Source organism: Bacillus kalamii, from assembly GCF_047238185.1.
Lineage (GTDB): Bacteria > Bacillota > Bacilli > Bacillales > DSM-1321 > Bacillus_AD.
The window spans coordinates 89,252-104,793 of the sequence record NZ_JBDFMI010000001.1 but is presented as its reverse complement, the minus strand read 5'-3'; the positions used below and the strand labels follow the sequence as shown (position 1 = coordinate 104,793).

Below are 15,542 nucleotides of genomic sequence, written 5' to 3'. Positions count from 1 at the left end.
TAAAAGATCCGTTACCATTATTTGTTGTTTTTTTCTGCGTTGATTTGAAGATAAGCGTTCAAGAAACGGAAAAGTTTCTGAGCTTGTGGGTCTTTGATCATTTTTAACAGACCAAAAAGACCAACCACTTCAGTGCTTGCTTCTGCACGGTCTTTCGCTTCAATAGCTGTTGCTGCCATGCTTTTTACGGATTTCTTGACAGGTTCCACGATTTCCTGAATAGCACCGACAGTATCGCTTTTTAAGATATCATCTTTAGCTACAGCTTGTGCGAAGTCATAAGACTTAGTCAAAACTTCCATAAGCTCAGTCAATTTAGGCAACTGCTCCACTAAAGCAGTCAAAGATTGTTGAACCTCAGGTTGTAATAGCTGATCGATAACGTCAAGCTGTTCTTGATTCGAAGTTGTTTGTTCCACTTCTTGTTCAGACTTTGGTTGAGTGACTGTTTCTGACATATCCAATTCTCCTTTACTAATAAGTATATTTACTTATTTTTCGGGGTCTTATAGGTATCCCCACCCCAATGTTTTTTTAGCTTCCCGAATTCGTTCATAAGGGAATTTTTTTAAAAATATAAAGAGTCAAAAGAAATAATAAATTAAAAATGATTTTTCTACAATCAAAAAGCTTTTAAAAGAATAGTTACCATTACTATTTATGTACCCTTTAACTATACTAAAAAAACATTTTGACTTTTCTATTGAAAATATCTATTCAAACTATTTATCTATTTCTAGCTTATACCTCTCTGTATATTACGTAAAGCAATATGCCTATAGAAATAACATCTAGACACTTACCTTTAGTAAGGTCAAACTCCCTAATAATGGGTTGAATAGATTATTTCACGATAAAAAGGCTTCTCTTTATGAGAAGCCTTTTTTTAAGCTGTTTTTAGGTCTTTTAGCACAGATACACACCTTCAAGGATCGCCTTTTCCCAATTGTATATTTGGCATGCCTGAAAGTAGTTGCATGCAGCCGTTCTATTCCTCCGGATGCCTTCCCTTTAATTCATCCACTAAAGATTCTGCTGCCCGTTTATATAATTGGCTCATATGGACCAACGAAGCTACTTTTAAAATGTCCCCGAGCCCCTGTTCATCTGTGCCGATAAAGCTTGTTGCTTCTTCCTCCAATGTTTTGGCAGCCTTCTTAAAGTGCCCGCTGTTCTCCTGCTGCACTTGCAGGTAAGATGCATAAAAAGACTCCAGCCCTTTTCCCTTTGACACCTCTCCATTTAGATCGGATAGTGTTTCCTTTATATCATTTATTGAAAGGATTCCTTTCAATTGATAAATAAGGCTTATCAGAATCAGATGATTCTTTGAGTATTTTTTATTTTTTATCGGAAAGAATAATTTCCCCTTCGCATAGTTATTGATCATGGTCTTTGTCAGGATTTTATCTTCTTCATTCCGCTTGCTTTCGCTGAATTTATTCTCAAATAACTGAATGACCTGATCCATATACAGATCGATCTCCGGAATATCCTCCAATGTCATTGTCTGTTCTTTTTCCATTTTTTCAATAAATGCTTGTATTGTATCCAAATGACCGCTCCTGCCTTTGTCTTAAGTTATTTCCTAGTGTAAATGAAGGACTTTAAAAAGTAAATGTTGACTACATCATAATTTACTAATATTATTATAAGTAGTTATTGATACTACTTGTTGAATGAAGGAGATCAAAATTATGAATATATATATTAGAGAACCCATTAACGGATTAACCCACTTGGCAGGCGCCTTTTTTTCCTTTGCTGCCTTATTGGCCATGACGATAAAAGCGGCAGCTTCTCCATCCTCTGCAGTAGCTGTGGGAGCCGCCATCACCTTTGGAATCAGCCTTATTCTTTTATATGCTGCATCAGCTACTTATCATATGGTCATAGCGAAAGATGCAGTCATTGCTTTCCTGAGAAAAATTGACCACTCGATGATCTTTGTACTGATTGCGGGTTCCTACGCTCCATTTTGCCTTGTCAGCCTAAAAGGGACAGTAGGATGGATTCTCTTTACAGTCATAACAATCATTGCAGTCAGTGGCATTTTATTTAAGATGCTTTGGTTTTCATGTCCAAGGTGGCTCTCGACAGTGTTATATATCCTCATGGGATGGATTATTATCCTTGCAGCCAAGCCATTATCCGCCACCCTTGATACAACTGGCCTGTCGCTGCTGATCGGCGGGGGCATCCTTTATACAATAGGCGGCATCATCTACGCGGTAAAACCAAAATTCCTAGAATTCAAACATATGGGCTTTCATGAAATCTTCCATATTTTCATCCTGCTAGGAAGCTTAGCGCATTTTCTGAGTGTTTATTTCTTTGTTTTATAAAATAGGTATCTAATGCTGCTGGACATCCTGCGGAATGTAAGCAGCCTTGGGAGTGCTTTTTCTGCACTTCAGCAAGCCCGCAGGCGCTTTCCTACTATGAAAAAGGCAGCACCCCCAATAATTGGAGGCGCTGCCTTTTTCATCTATCATCTTATATGTATGGAAATCTAATTTTCTTATATGTATGACCGACTATACAGTTCATCATAAGCTATTCATGAAAAGAAACATGTTTCCAGCAAATATGAAAGGGAATAAAATGAACGAGGTGAATAATAATGAAGAAATTGGTATACATTGCAGCCGCATTTTCCTTACTCAGCCTGACAGCCTGCGGAAAAGATGAAGAAAAAACCTCAGGGCCGACTTCCACTGAAACCGAAAATACACAGTCCCATAACGCTGATTCAGCTGAATACCCAAAAGGATCCAAACATGATCGGCACGAGACAGACTCCGGCGATAAAAGTTCATCCACTGCTACCAATCATCAAGCACAGCCTTCAACTTCTAACCAAACTGGAACTCAAGAAAAATCCCTGACCGAAAAAGAAGTGATTTCTCAAGTAAAAAATCAAATCCAAGGAGGGCTGACTCCTAAACTGCCCACTCACATACCCATATCTGAAGGCAAACATTTGAGTGCAGCAACCGTTTCCGATGCTTCTATGTACAGAGTTATCTTTTTCGAAAGCGACAAAGCGATCCCAATCAATAATAAACAATTAAATAATGCCGCCAATGCAAAACCGATTGCAACCGTGGAAGCCCATAAATATACCACGGAAAAAAAAGCGCTGGAGCAAATTGGCTATATGTCACCTAAAGAAATCAATACAGGCAATTCCCCCGTACAATTGGGCGCGTCCATAAAAGGATATGGCGATGCCGGGGCAGGTAATAAATGGCTGAATTGGCATGAAGGACGCTGGTATATGCAGGTACACGCATCCAATATTGAAGGTAATAGCGATTATACTCCGCTGGCGAAGAAAATGGTCGCTTATCTAGAAAAGAATACACTCCCAATCCCGCATGCCTATGGATCCGTTAAAGCAGATGTCGAAGCGGATAAAGCTGAAAATAATAGGGTTTCATGGCAGGAAGGCACTATCGTTTATACAGTTTCCAACGTAACAAATCCATTGGATATGCTGGCAATAGCCACACATTTTGATGCTACTGGACAATAAGCAGTCACATGAACGACAAAACGGGCGCCTGTAATAGGGTGCCCATTTTTACTATGTTGGAAAAGACAGTGACACTATTTTAGTTTCTTAAAATATAGGCCACTTCATCAATGGCCTTTTGAATTTTCAAGCTGCTTTCCTCATACATTTTTTTCGCTTCGCTATCTTCTGTCGCAAGGGCGAATAATTCAAGATCAGCCTGGCATTTTTTCATACTGGCATACAACAAAGGCCGCTGCTGCGGTGATGCTACCTTCAGCTTATCGTCAAAAAGGTCGACAGTCAGTTCCCCATAGGAGTTGACCTGGCCTAGAAAAACATTCTCTAGAGTAATACCGAGTTTATTCAACTCAATATGAAGCCACGCTCTATTCCTTCCTAACGTGGATAAAGGCTCATCCATGATTTTCCCATCCATAATGACAGTTTGCGGTTCTTTTTCCGTTGGCACAATCAGTCCGATGTCTTTCGGGGTTAAAGGCTGATTTTCCTTTTTAAGCATGACATTCAGGTCCCCGGTATGCTCCAGAACAGCGAACTCCACGTCAGCAACACTAAAAACACTTCTTTTTCTTAGCATTTCAAGTAGTTCATCTGTAGTGAATCGTTCTTTCTTCAGATTATCTTCCAGCACCTTGCCGTCCTGAATAAATACTGTGCCTTTTCCTTCAACAAAGTTGCGGATTTTTTTGCTTTTCAATGAAATGAATCCTGCCAGAAAAGGAAGCACAGCGGTCGCCACTAATGCAAGCAGACCTAGTCCCACCTTCTGCTCCAGCCCGGTCACAACTTCTGCCCCGATATTGCCGATGGTAATGCCGGTCACATACTCGAATAGCGATAACTGGGCAATTTGTTTTTTGCCAAGCATCTTAGTGATCAAGAAGAGAGCAACCAAGAATAATATCGATCTCAAGATCACATCTAACCAATCTGGCATTGCCAACGCCTCCTTTATATCTAGAATCCTTTATATTGCAATTCCTCTCTCTCTAGTTGACCGATCCTTTTTTTAATTTCAATAATCACTTCTCCAACAACATGGCCTGAATCCTCCAATGCTTTTCGTGACACTGGATCCTGCATCATAATAGAAAGGCTGGAAAGCCCGGCTTCGATTCCCTTCAAATTAGCCAGGCATTGTTTTACTTCCGACGCGACAGTCATAGGCGATTACCTCCTTATTACTCCATTTCGATTGAAACAGCGTGCGCGATGCAAGGAATCGTTTCATTTTGCTGAAACGATAGCGGAGAGAGCAGAGCACCTGTAGCTACTACCAAAATCCTTTTTATATCTCCTCTATTCATCGCATTTAAAAAATGTCCATAGACAACGGTCGCTGAACAGGCTGGTCCGCTTGCTCCTGCAAGGACAGGCTGATCCTCTTTATAGATCAAAAGCCCGCAATCCTTAAATTTTTCCCTAATAATGGGTGTCCCGTGCTTTTCAAATAAAGCTAACGAAACCTCCTGTCCGATCTTGCCCAAGTCTCCGGTGATGATCAAATCATAATAAGAGGGATCTATTTTTCGTTCATTCAGATGAGATTCAATGGTATCAACAGCTGCGGGTGCCATGGCGCCTCCCATATTAAATGGGTCAGTGAGCCCCATATCGATGACTCTTCCAATTGTGGCCGAGGTAACTCTTGGCCCGTTGCCCGATTGTCCCAAGACGGCTGCACCGGCACCAGTCACTGTCCACTGGGCAGTCGGAGGTTTTTGCCCCCCATATTCTGTAGGATACCGGAATTGCTTCTCTGCGGCAGAATTATGGCTGGCAGCACCGGTCAATATATAGTCGGCACCTTTTGTATCAACAATATATGCCCCCAGCGCCAACCCTTCCATCGATGTGGAACATGCGCCAAAGAGCCCAAAATATGGGATGCCCAATGTCCTGACAGCAAAACTGGTAGGGGTAATTTGATTGATTAAATCGCCTCCGAAGAAAAACTGGATCTGTTCCTTTGTAAGACTTGCCTTTTCTATTGCTTTTTGGCAGGCTTCCTCTAAAAATACACGCTGTGCTTTTTCATATGAATCCTGCTGAAGCCACGTATCTTCATGAAGCAGATCAAAATCCTCCGCAAGGCGCCCAAGCCCTTCGAATGGGCCGCCGACCGTACCGGTTGAAAGAATGACAGGTTTATTATCAAACACCCATGTCCGATGTCCCTTCAGCATTAGAATCCACCCCATTTAATCACCAGCATTTTGATGAGGGCCACAACAAAGGCAGAAAAAACCCCGAATACAATGACCGATCCAGCAAGCTTAAACATATTTCCGCCGACTCCGAGAACCAAGCCCTCCCGACGGTGCTCAATGGAAGCTGAAATAATCGCATTCCCGAAACCGGTGACGGGCACAGCTGTACCTGCGCCGCCAAACTGCGCAAGCCGGTCGTAAACACCAAATCCGGTTAAAAGCATGGAAATAAAGACAAATGTTCCAACGGTCGGATTGCCCGCAGTCTGTTCGGTGAAATTGAAAAAATAAATATAGAGAAATTCAAAAACCTGGCCAATTAGGCAAATGAGCCCTCCCATTAAAAAAGCCCTGATACAATTCTTTAAAATGGGCCGCTTAAGCTCCAACTGGCTTTGTAATTCCTGATATTCCTGTTGTGCAGGAGTCAATTTTTTCTTTTTGCTGCTTGACATGTTGGCTTTCGCTCCTTTTTAAAATTGGTTCAGCCGAGCTTCCCCTATTTTCCCATCAGGTTCTTCCCGCATGCGTTTCATATGTATATTCTTTATATTGGCAAGTGCATTATAGTCATCCAAATCGCGAATCGTTGAAGCTTCGTCATTTATGGAACAAAGCGCAAATAAATGGAGCATGATCCGCACACTTATTAAAAAATAGGCCATCTAACGGACGTCACTACCCTTCTTGCCATACAAGAAGGGGTTGGCTGCAACAACCAACCCTTCGAGGCTTACTGCTTGTATTGAGGCTCTTCTTTCTCCATCTGCTCGACACGGGGATACAGACTATCCACGATGGCCTGTGTTTGCGTCGCAGCATTTTGGTATAACTGTTTCGCTTCCTGATTATCAGTGCTTAAAGCAAAGGTCTCAAAGCTAGCTTGGGCAGTTTTTAGACCGGCAAGAGTTGTTTTGACATTATTAATGACAGTCATGATGACGCCTCCTTGAAGAGTTTCTCTTTACAAAGATAGTATTGGAAGTAGAACTGTAAATATGTTATCCAATATTATCCAGTTATTCCCTCCGCCATAAACCAAAATTCATCAACGAATGAAATGTAATTGCTGGCTTTTATATCAGCTCCGAGAACCTCTTTCATCATGCGGAGAGCAAAATCGTTCTCTTCTTTTGTATTGGAGGCTATGCAATCGGCCGGTACATATATGTTATATTCACGGATATAGGCTTCATTGGCACTGAAGAGCACACAAATATTGCCTGCAATCCCTGTTAAAATGACGTGCTTGGCAACCAGCTGGTATAGCAATGTATTCAATGCAGTTTCATAAAAAGCGGAATGTTTCGGCTTAATGAGGAAAAAATCATCGTCTTCCGGCGATATTTTTTCAAGCACAAATGGGCTAATTGCTACAGCCCATTTCTCCAATAGAATAACTCTGTTCAGTAAATTAACTGTCTGTAACATTCCGCCATTAATCATCGTGGCCTCCAATACTGCCACAATGAAAGTACCTATTTCTTTACTCTCATGATTTTGAACATGGAATCCTTCCTTTTCAAAAGGGGACATCCTCTACATTTCTCCCTAAAAAAGGTATAGTTGTAACTGGAGAAGCAATATCTCTCCACATACGAATACATATCGAAAGGATTCCAACATGTTCAAAAACAAAAGGGGCTTGATTATTTTATTGCTTTGCATCATTCTGGCGGCGGCTTTGATATTCTTTCTTGTCAACAACAGAACGAATGATGAAAAAACACACACTTCTTCCACATCCCAATCGCATGAAAAGAAGAAAGAAAACGTACCTGTCACTGATGAATATGGACCTGAAAAACTGACTTCAGAAGGGCAAAAAATCAAACAAAAAAACTGGGGTACCTATACTTTATTGAAGGACTATACAATCAATCAAACATTCAACGTTTATCCTATGTCCATCACAGTTAAGAATGTACGGATTATTTCAATGGATGGTCTGACAGATGACACAAAAGAACTATTGTCGCAATATACCGGATTAACGTATGAAGAGGCAATGGAAGCTTATCAAGATGATCATCTGAGCATGGAAGAAATGGACCAAAAAGTTGCCTATTCAAAGAGTGAAATCGATGATAAAGGAATTGCGTATATAGAGCTGACCTATCAGGCAAAAAATACATCAACAAAAGAAATCCAATTTTTCAGTTTGGAAAGGGTTACCTTCAATCCCGGCGGCACTTCATATGATGTACCCGATAAGAATTTCATTTTCTCGGAAGATACGTTTATGGGGACCTCTTCCGTCAGCAAAATTGATTATCGGGCAAATGAAGAACGGAAAGGAATAGTAGGTTTATTGAATGATCGGGGTGAAAATCTTAAGGACCTAACTTCTTTCACATTTACCACATCCCCCGTTTCCGATGGAGATTCACATGCCGAAATTACGCCAGCCAAAACATTCACAATCCAGTTGAAATAAATGAAAGAAGCGTTCCTATCTTTGGAACGCTTCTTTTGCTCTTATTAACACCCTATTTTATTTAGTGATTATCATTACTCCTCCACAAAGAGATAGTGGGTAAAATTCACAAATACATGAACCTTTCAGTAAAATATTTATTTCGTTATAAACGAAATAAAATTCCTCATTATCCCAAAACTCCACATTTTCTTGCCGGCACTTTTCAAGTTTTTCTCTTGTTTCAAAAGAAATGTCGCCAATGCATATTTTGCCGTTTTTATTCAACATAGATAATAGGGTATTGATAATGGATACTTTCTTTTCATCTGTAAAATGGTGCAATGTGTAGGTGCTAATAATATAGTCATACGTGTTTCCATAAAAAGCTTCAGGCATTCCATTCAATATATCCCACTCCAACAAATTCGCCTTTGGCATTTTGGGTTGGGCAATGGCGATCATGTCTGTGGAAAAATCTATTCCATCGATACGGTGTCCATTTTCATATAATTTGCTGGATAGTATGCCTGTTCCAAATCCAATGTCCAAAACAGAAGAATTCTTTTTCTGCATCACTTCGTTACATATCATATCCAAGATGTGTGTGTACCCGGCAAAGGGGTATTGGTTGTTTTCTTCACTGACCTGAACTGTATTATCATAATAAGCTGCCCATACATTAAAACCTTGATTATTTAACATATATACCCTCCATTAGTGAACCAATATGACGGGTAATCAACCAAATAAAATGGATTACCCGTAGTGGACCTCAATTGCATTTTTCTTCAGACTGCTGCTATGTACACTTTCCATTTACATCACACCTTTCTTGATTATTGTTAAATTTTAACACATTCATATCCTTTTTTAATATCCGCCTAAGCGGATTTTTAACTGATTCACCCGAGTATGCTTAAAAAAATCTATCTCTGCCAACGACCTCAATATTCTTCTATCATCTTTTATATAGATACGAACGGACAATTATTGATGGATGCTCTTTCTTGCACTTTTTTTCTGTAAAATCTGACTTCATACAAAAAAAAGTCATAAAGAAAAAATGTACAGTCAAAACTATTCTCACACAGTGGATTTACACCATATAATTCATGTATACGTTTTATGTTCAGTACTTCACAGCTATTCTTGATGGTGAAGGCTGCATGATTCGCATATTGATAAATCAGAAAATAAAGGAAACAACCTATAGAGGAGAGAAGACATATTATGATACGTTCCACAAGAAAAGTAGCCATTATCGGCACAGGCTTCGTCGGGGCCAGCGCCGGCTATTCAATCGTTAACCAAAATATTGTCGATGAATTAGTATTGATCGATGTAAACACAGAAAGAGCTCTTGGCGAAGTGATGGATCTTCAACATTGCGTAGATTTCACATCTTCCCGCACAAAAGTCCATTTAGGCACGTACGATGATTGCAAAAATATGGATATCATTATTATTACGGCAGGCGGACCCCCAAAGCCTGGCCAGACACGGCTCGATACATTGGAAATTTCAGCGAAGATCGCCAAATCCATCGTTACAGAAGTCATGAAGAGCGGGTTCTCAGGCATTTTCTTAGTAGCTTCCAATCCGGTCGATATAATCACCTATCTTGTATGGAAAGAATCCGGACTGCCAAGAAACCAAGTGCTTGGAACAGGTACTTCTTTAGATTCATCCCGTTTGAAATCCATCCTTTCACAGCATATCGATGTAGACCCTCGCAGTATTCACGGATATACAATGGGTGAACATGGCGATTCCCAATTTGTCGCTTGGTCCCACTTAACGATCGGCGGGAAACCATTCATGCAAATTCTTGATGAGCACAAAGAAAAATTCAGCAATATCGATTTGGATGAAATTACAGACCAGGTCCGAAAAGCAGGATTTGAAATCCTGAATCGTAAAGGGACCACTTATTATGGCATCGGTAATGCAATTGCCTATATCACACGCTCTATTTTCAATGATGATCATAAAATTATTGCCGTCTCCACTATATTGAATGGTGAATATGGCATGAAGGACATTTGTATGGGCGTACCAGCCATTATTACACGCCACGGTGTAAAAGAAGTCGTTGAACTTCGTTTAACTGACGAAGAAATGAACAAATTCCGCCAGTCTGAAAGTATCTTGAAAGAACATATGACTATGATCGGCTAGTTTTCCAAAAGAAAGAAACCCACTATCAATGTGGGTTTCTTCCTTTTCATCTTTCCTCTTTGTTATTTTCTGAAATAACAAGCGCATTTCTTTACACTTAATTTTATAGCGTTATAATATATATATTGTTTCACAGAAACAACGGGTTGTTAGCTCAGTTGGTAGAGCAGCTGACTCTTAATCAGCGGGTCGTGGGTTCGATCCCCTCACAACCCATACTAAGGGATGCAAAGGAGTTCACCTTTGTATCCCTTTTTATTTTGTATCTAAAAAACCTCTTAGCAGGAGTGCTAAGAGGTTTTTGCATGATATCTTAATTTGCTATGTGCTGCTGGCCCTGCTGAGTAAAACGGAGCAAGTCGCCATATATAATCTTATCTGAGTATTCCAGCTCTTGCTGTGCTTTATCGATATATGGTTTTGCTACCGACTTATCCGGAATGACTTCACCGGTTTTTTTGTCGTACAGCGTTTCACCTGTATACACGTAATCCTTTGTAATGAAGCTGCCATCACGGAATACAGTAAAATCAAGCTTATCTTTAGAGAATATATCTGTCCCCAATTGGATGCTGCCTTTTGTATCGATTCCAAGCAAATCCGATATTGTCGGCTTTAAGTCAATTTGGCCGGATACTTTAGAGATGACCTGTCCTTTTTGGCCAGGGACATGGATAATCAGTGGTACACGCTGTAATTGAGCAGAATCAAAACCGTTGATGCTGTCTTTATTCAAATACTTTGCCATAGCTACGTTGTGGTTTTCAGAAATACCATAATGGTCACCGTACATGACTATGATCGAGTTTTCATAAAGTCCTTCTGTCTTCAAGCCATTAATGAATTGTTCAACAGCTTCGTCCATATAGCGTACCGTTTGGAAGTAATTATTAAGCGTCTTTGAATTAGAATCAAATTTGCCGATAGTTGCATCCTCTTCACCCAGCGTATATGGATGATGGTTTGTTAATGTAATGAACTTCGCATAGAATGGGGCACCTTGAGCTTCCAATTCTTTCAGGTGGGCCATGGATTGTGTAAAGAAATCTTTATCCTTCAAGCCCCAACCGACTGAGTTTTGTTCATTTACATCATAATCTTCAATATTGTAGTATCTGTCATAGCCAAGCGCTTTATACATAACATCGCGATTCCAGAAACTTTTATTGTTCGCATGGAGTGCGGCTGTATTATATCCCTTGTTCTTCAGTGATTCGGCAAAGGTTGTATATTCATTCTGTGAATGGGTGAAGAATACGGAACCTCGGCCGATCGGATATAACGAATTCTCCAGAAGGAATTCTGAGTCCGATGTTTTTCCTTGTCCAACTTGATGATAGAAATTATCGAAGTAATAGCTCTCTTTAATGAACTTATTTAAGAATGGCGTAATTTCCTCGCCATATAATTGGTTGTTAATCACAAAACTCTGCAAACTTTCCAAACTAATCAGAATAACGTTCTTATTTTTGGCGATACCGAATGTGTCTTTATTCGGCTCTTTATAATTGGCATTTGAGTAGTTCTCAATTTCAGCCAATTCACTTCCGTCAGCCATTGCACGCTGTGCGGATGTTTTTGTCGCTAAATAGGCATCATATAAATGGTAGTTGTATGTGCCGATATTTTTAACAAGCATCTCGCGGTCAAACGTACGAGTCAAAAGCTCAGGACGTTCTGTTTCTGCAAGTCCTAAGTTGAAGAATCCAATTGCCACAACTAGAAGGAAATAAACGCGTCGATTGGTCTTCGTGTATGTCTTATTGACAACAAATGAAGGTTTAAATTTCATGACTAAACCAAGGATCAGAACATCGACAAAGAACAATAGGTCCCATGGTGACATAAGCGTCAATATACTTGAGCTTAAATCGCCAAGATTACTTGTCTGTTTTAATAATGGGATCGTCAGGAAGTCTGTAAATTCACGATAATACACGACGTTCCCATATAGAATGGCCGAAACGATAATACTCATGGCCATTATATAGATTGGCCTGAATTTATCCTTAAAGAATAGCCCGAATCCAAAGATCAACATCAGGAAGCATAATGGATTAATGAACAGGATGAACTCCTGCATTCCATTCTCTATATCGATATCAAAACTTACTTTATAGGTTATATATGTTTTTATCCAAAGCATGATGATGGCAAGAGCCATTAACGAAATGCTTGTGTGTGACAGTTTCTCTTTAGTCAGAAACTTTTTCAAAGTCATAGTCCTCCTCTGCACATTGTATATGAAGTAATTGCATGTAAGCTTAAGGCTTTATTTTAAGCACGCGGGCAATAACTAACTTTCTATTTATGTGCGCCATAAGATAAGAGATTAATACTCTTTCGGCGAAAAAGCAATTAGTAAAAGAAGGTAATCGGCGATGGTGCTGCCACATCCATCACGTGATGCTTACTGCAAAAAAATAGGCGGCTGCCAAACAGCTGCTTATCTTTACTATATTCACTTTAGCAGATTTCACGAAGAGTCTCAATGGATGTTATGCACATAGAAATAATTAGAAAGGATAGCCAGATGAACCTGCCCAGACATGGCTGTATTCCCTGATTGTTACATATTCTAGCAGACAATCTTTAAGAATTTCTTAAGTTTCTTTGAAGAATAGCGCAACTTTTTGATGCTTGCCTCTTTTTATGGGATACTCGCATTATTTCATAATGAATAAGTTCTTATAGTCAGCTACAATAATGAAGATAGCCAAATCGGAAGAACTAATTGTAAAAATAAGAAGAAGAGGTGGACCCATTGCCTACACTTTTTGTCATTGAAGATGATTTAAAACTACAGAAGTATTTAAAAGAATATTTAACAGCTTATGAATTCGACGTCGAAATTATTAATGATTTCGATTCAGTCCTGGAGGAAGTAAAAGAAGCCATGCCTGATTTGATCCTTCTCGACATAAATTTGCCGACATTCGATGGATTCTATTATGTGAAAATGCTAAGGAAACATTTCAATATTCCGGTCATCATCCTTTCCGCACGGAGCGACGAGGGAGAGCAGATCCGCGGTATTGAACTGGGGGCTGATGATTATATAACCAAACCATTCAGCATCGGCATCCTGTTGGCAAAAATCCAGGCTGTCCTCCGAAGATCCCAGGCGACCGCCGAAGAAGCAGAAAGCGTAGCAGGGGAACTTACGCTTCAGCATGATAGCATGAAGCTACAATATAAGGACCGGCAACTGGAACTGAGCAAAAATGAGTACCGGCTGCTAATGATGTTCATGCAGCATCCCAATGAAGTCATCTCCAGAGAGGAATTGCTTGAGGCTATATGGGATGATGTCGCATTCGTCGACGACAATACATTGACCGTCAACATTACTAGGGTAAAAAAGAAATTGCAGGAATGCGGCCTCGGATATGCTATTTCTACAAAAAGAGGTGTCGGATATGCGTTTCATCCAGCTGCTGACTGACGTCCTTAAAATCAAAGCAACATTTATCGTCTTTTATTCAATTAATACCGTACTCCTGCTTTTGTATTTTTATCTGCTGCATAGCTACCATGAATTCCTTTATCCGCTCGGACTCTCCCTTTTCCTGCTAGCCATTTATATAGGGATAAGCTGTATGGTGCATTGGCATTTTTCCAAGAAAATTGCAGAAGCCAAGGAAAGCCCTTATATAGAGACAGATGACCTTACATTGGAAGAACGGATGGTTTTCGGGACAATCAATGAGATCCACCAAAAATACCATCAACAATTATATCAAAAGGACAACATGTTTAAAGAGCATAAAGCCCTTTTTTACCAATGGATACATAATATGAAAGGCAGCATTGCCATCATCGATCTGGCCGCCAAAAAAGGAACCGCTGATGCGGTCAATGATATCCGGGAAGAGAATGAAAAACTGAAGCAAAATTTGGAGGAGTGCTTGAATGTATTGCGCCTTGACGATTTTTCAAGGGATTATCTTCCCGAGAAAACCAATTTGGCCGCATTGGTAACCGAAGCAGTCAACTGTAAGAAAAAAGACTTTATTTATGCCCATGTTTATCCTAAAGTAGCAATAGATGAACAGCACCATGTCTTCACTGACCATAAATGGTGCCGCTATATGATAGAGCAAATTTTATCCAATTCCATTAAATATAGCCATGGGCAGCAATATATCACAATCTCAACAGACAGCCGCGAAGACGGTATTTTGCTCACTATTGAAGATACAGGCATCGGAATTGATACTGAAGACCTCGCCAGAGTATTCGATCCTTTTTTTACAGGAAAAAACGGCCGCCAGCATCATTCAGCCACAGGAATAGGGCTCTATATGGTGAAGCAAATCGGCAACAAGCTAAACCATACCATCACCGTGGAATCAGAAAAAGGGAGAGGTACGAAGGTTGCTCTATTTTTTAAAGACACCATAGCTGGCCTTGATACGTAGGCACAAAAGGGCAATTGTGCATAATTCCATTCTTATTTTTTCATAACTCCGCCATTCCTGATATGCTGAATGATGAAGGAGCGTGAAGTACATGTCTTTAAATCCTTTTTTCTCTCAAAAACAGATTTGGGTTACTGATCTGACCTACATCATCATCGGCAACATTGCCATGAGCTTTGCTTATGCTAAATGGATGGTCCCTCATGAAATCATTAATGGCGGAGTGACAAGCCTGTCGCTCATTTTTCACCATTTATCGACATTCTCCATAGTTTTCTTAAACAATAGTATTATGATATTGCTCTTATTGGTCAGCCTCTTCTTTTTAGGCAAGGAGAACTTTGTAAAATCAATTATCGGAAGCTGCTTCTACTTATTCTTTTTTTCGCTGTTTTTTCATATAAAGGCTGATTTGACGACCAATCTCTTTCTTGACATGGCCTTATCTAGCGTGTTTATTGCATTCGGCTATTATTGCTGTATATCCCGCAATGCTTCCACAGTGGGAATGGACATTATTGCCCTAATACTGCATAAAAAGAATCCGGGCGTTAATATCGCTGCGACCATCCGGTTGATCAATATCATTGTCCTGGCAGTCGGATTCATCGTATTCGGGTGGAAGTCGATTGTCGTCGGCATTATATTTACCTTTCTCTATTCCTGGCTGCTTGGGTATTTTATGAAAAAACAACATGCATCCAATAGCTCAAAAAAAGCTGCTATTTAAAGTTGATCCATTTTTCAATCCATAATAGCAAAAGCGCCTCCCG

At 40.0% G+C, this 15,542-nt stretch carries 18 protein-coding genes and 1 tRNA gene; 8 read left to right on the top strand and 11 right to left on the bottom strand.

What is annotated here, in order from left to right:
- Positions 1 to 17: 17 nt before the first annotated feature.
- Positions 18 to 458 (bottom strand): helical membrane plugin domain-containing protein, encoded by a 441-nt coding sequence (locus ABC357_RS00560; RefSeq protein WP_412885635.1) that lies wholly within the window; start codon positions 456 to 458, stop codon positions 18 to 20.
- Positions 459 to 988: 530 nt separating this feature from the next.
- Positions 989 to 1,555 (bottom strand): DUF1836 domain-containing protein, encoded by a 567-nt coding sequence (locus ABC357_RS00555; RefSeq protein WP_412885634.1) that lies wholly within the window; start codon positions 1,553 to 1,555, stop codon positions 989 to 991.
- A 142-nt stretch (positions 1,556 to 1,697) separates the two neighbouring features.
- On the opposite strand from ABC357_RS00555, the gene trhA reads away from it, so the two are divergent.
- Entirely contained in the window at positions 1,698 to 2,345 is a 648-nt protein-coding gene (gene trhA / locus ABC357_RS00550; protein ID WP_412885633.1) for a PAQR family membrane homeostasis protein TrhA, read from the top strand.
- Between the two features lie 278 nt (positions 2,346 to 2,623).
- Complete coding sequence (locus ABC357_RS00545) at positions 2,624 to 3,538, top strand: hypothetical protein (RefSeq protein ID WP_412885632.1); 915 nt, start codon at positions 2,624 to 2,626, stop codon at positions 3,536 to 3,538.
- Between the two features lie 79 nt (positions 3,539 to 3,617).
- Here the strand turns inward: ABC357_RS00545 and ABC357_RS00540 are convergent, their stop codons facing one another.
- The 7 genes from ABC357_RS00540 to ABC357_RS00510 all read right to left on the bottom strand — a co-directional run bounded on the left by ABC357_RS00540 (position 3,618) and on the right by ABC357_RS00510 (position 7,287).
- On the bottom strand, positions 3,618 to 4,478 hold the full coding sequence (locus ABC357_RS00540; RefSeq protein ID WP_412885631.1) for a DUF421 domain-containing protein: 861 nt from the start codon (positions 4,476 to 4,478) through the stop codon (positions 3,618 to 3,620).
- A 20-nt stretch (positions 4,479 to 4,498) separates the two neighbouring features.
- Positions 4,499 to 4,705, bottom strand: a complete 207-nt coding sequence (locus ABC357_RS00535; protein WP_412885630.1) for a DUF1657 domain-containing protein — start codon at positions 4,703 to 4,705, stop codon at positions 4,499 to 4,501.
- A gap of 17 nt (positions 4,706 to 4,722) precedes the next feature.
- Positions 4,723 to 5,727: a stage V sporulation protein AD gene (spoVAD, locus tag ABC357_RS00530; protein WP_412885629.1), complete on the bottom strand. Its 1,005-nt coding sequence runs from the start codon at positions 5,725 to 5,727 to the stop codon at positions 4,723 to 4,725.
- Positions 5,727 to 6,206: a stage V sporulation protein AC gene (gene spoVAC, locus ABC357_RS00525; protein WP_412885628.1), complete on the bottom strand. Its 480-nt coding sequence runs from the start codon at positions 6,204 to 6,206 to the stop codon at positions 5,727 to 5,729. The genes spoVAD and spoVAC overlap by 1 nt, the downstream gene beginning before the upstream one ends.
- 18 nt (positions 6,207 to 6,224) lie before the next feature.
- Positions 6,225 to 6,386 carry a hypothetical protein gene (locus tag ABC357_RS00520; RefSeq protein WP_412885627.1) on the bottom strand — a complete coding sequence of 54 codons (162 nt, stop codon included), beginning with the start codon at positions 6,384 to 6,386 and terminating at the stop codon, positions 6,225 to 6,227.
- A gap of 98 nt (positions 6,387 to 6,484) precedes the next feature.
- A complete protein-coding gene (locus ABC357_RS00515; protein WP_412885626.1) occupies positions 6,485 to 6,688 on the bottom strand; it encodes a DUF1657 domain-containing protein in 204 nt (67 codons plus the stop codon).
- Between the two features lie 74 nt (positions 6,689 to 6,762).
- Positions 6,763 to 7,287 carry a cysteine hydrolase family protein gene (locus tag ABC357_RS00510; RefSeq protein ID WP_412885625.1) on the bottom strand — a complete coding sequence of 175 codons (525 nt, stop codon included), beginning with the start codon at positions 7,285 to 7,287 and terminating at the stop codon, positions 6,763 to 6,765.
- Positions 7,288 to 7,375: 88 nt separating this feature from the next.
- Here ABC357_RS00510 and ABC357_RS00505 point away from each other — a divergent pair, with 88 nt between their 5' ends.
- Complete coding sequence (locus ABC357_RS00505; RefSeq protein ID WP_412885624.1) at positions 7,376 to 8,188, top strand: hypothetical protein; 813 nt, start codon at positions 7,376 to 7,378, stop codon at positions 8,186 to 8,188.
- A 57-nt stretch (positions 8,189 to 8,245) separates the two neighbouring features.
- On the opposite strand, the gene ABC357_RS00500 is transcribed toward ABC357_RS00505, so the two are convergent.
- Complete coding sequence (locus tag ABC357_RS00500; RefSeq protein WP_412885623.1) at positions 8,246 to 8,872, bottom strand: class I SAM-dependent methyltransferase; 627 nt, start codon at positions 8,870 to 8,872, stop codon at positions 8,246 to 8,248.
- A gap of 528 nt (positions 8,873 to 9,400) precedes the next feature.
- On the opposite strand from ABC357_RS00500, the gene ABC357_RS00495 reads away from it, so the two are divergent.
- Both ABC357_RS00495 and ABC357_RS00490 read left to right on the top strand, forming a co-directional pair.
- A complete protein-coding gene (locus ABC357_RS00495; RefSeq protein WP_412885622.1) occupies positions 9,401 to 10,348 on the top strand; it encodes an L-lactate dehydrogenase in 948 nt (315 codons plus the stop codon).
- Between the two features lie 143 nt (positions 10,349 to 10,491).
- A tRNA-Lys gene (locus ABC357_RS00490) sits at positions 10,492 to 10,564 on the top strand.
- A gap of 97 nt (positions 10,565 to 10,661) precedes the next feature.
- Here ABC357_RS00490 and ABC357_RS00485 read toward each other — a convergent pair.
- A complete protein-coding gene (locus tag ABC357_RS00485; RefSeq protein ID WP_412888541.1) occupies positions 10,662 to 12,512 on the bottom strand; it encodes an LTA synthase family protein in 1,851 nt (616 codons plus the stop codon).
- Positions 12,513 to 13,112: 600 nt separating this feature from the next.
- Between ABC357_RS00485 and ABC357_RS00480 the strand changes: the two genes are divergently transcribed.
- The 3 genes from ABC357_RS00480 (at position 13,113) to ABC357_RS00470 (ending at position 15,499) form a co-directional block, all read left to right on the top strand.
- Entirely contained in the window at positions 13,113 to 13,793 is a 681-nt protein-coding gene (locus tag ABC357_RS00480) for a response regulator transcription factor (protein ID WP_412885621.1), read from the top strand.
- Positions 13,768 to 14,769, top strand: a complete 1,002-nt coding sequence (locus ABC357_RS00475; RefSeq protein ID WP_412885620.1) for an ATP-binding protein — start codon at positions 13,768 to 13,770, stop codon at positions 14,767 to 14,769. Before ABC357_RS00480 ends, ABC357_RS00475 begins: the two co-directional genes overlap by 26 nt.
- A 91-nt stretch (positions 14,770 to 14,860) precedes the next feature.
- Positions 14,861 to 15,499 (top strand): YitT family protein, encoded by a 639-nt coding sequence (locus tag ABC357_RS00470; protein ID WP_412885619.1) that lies wholly within the window; start codon positions 14,861 to 14,863, stop codon positions 15,497 to 15,499.
- The last annotated feature ends 43 nt before the right edge of the window (positions 15,500 to 15,542 follow it).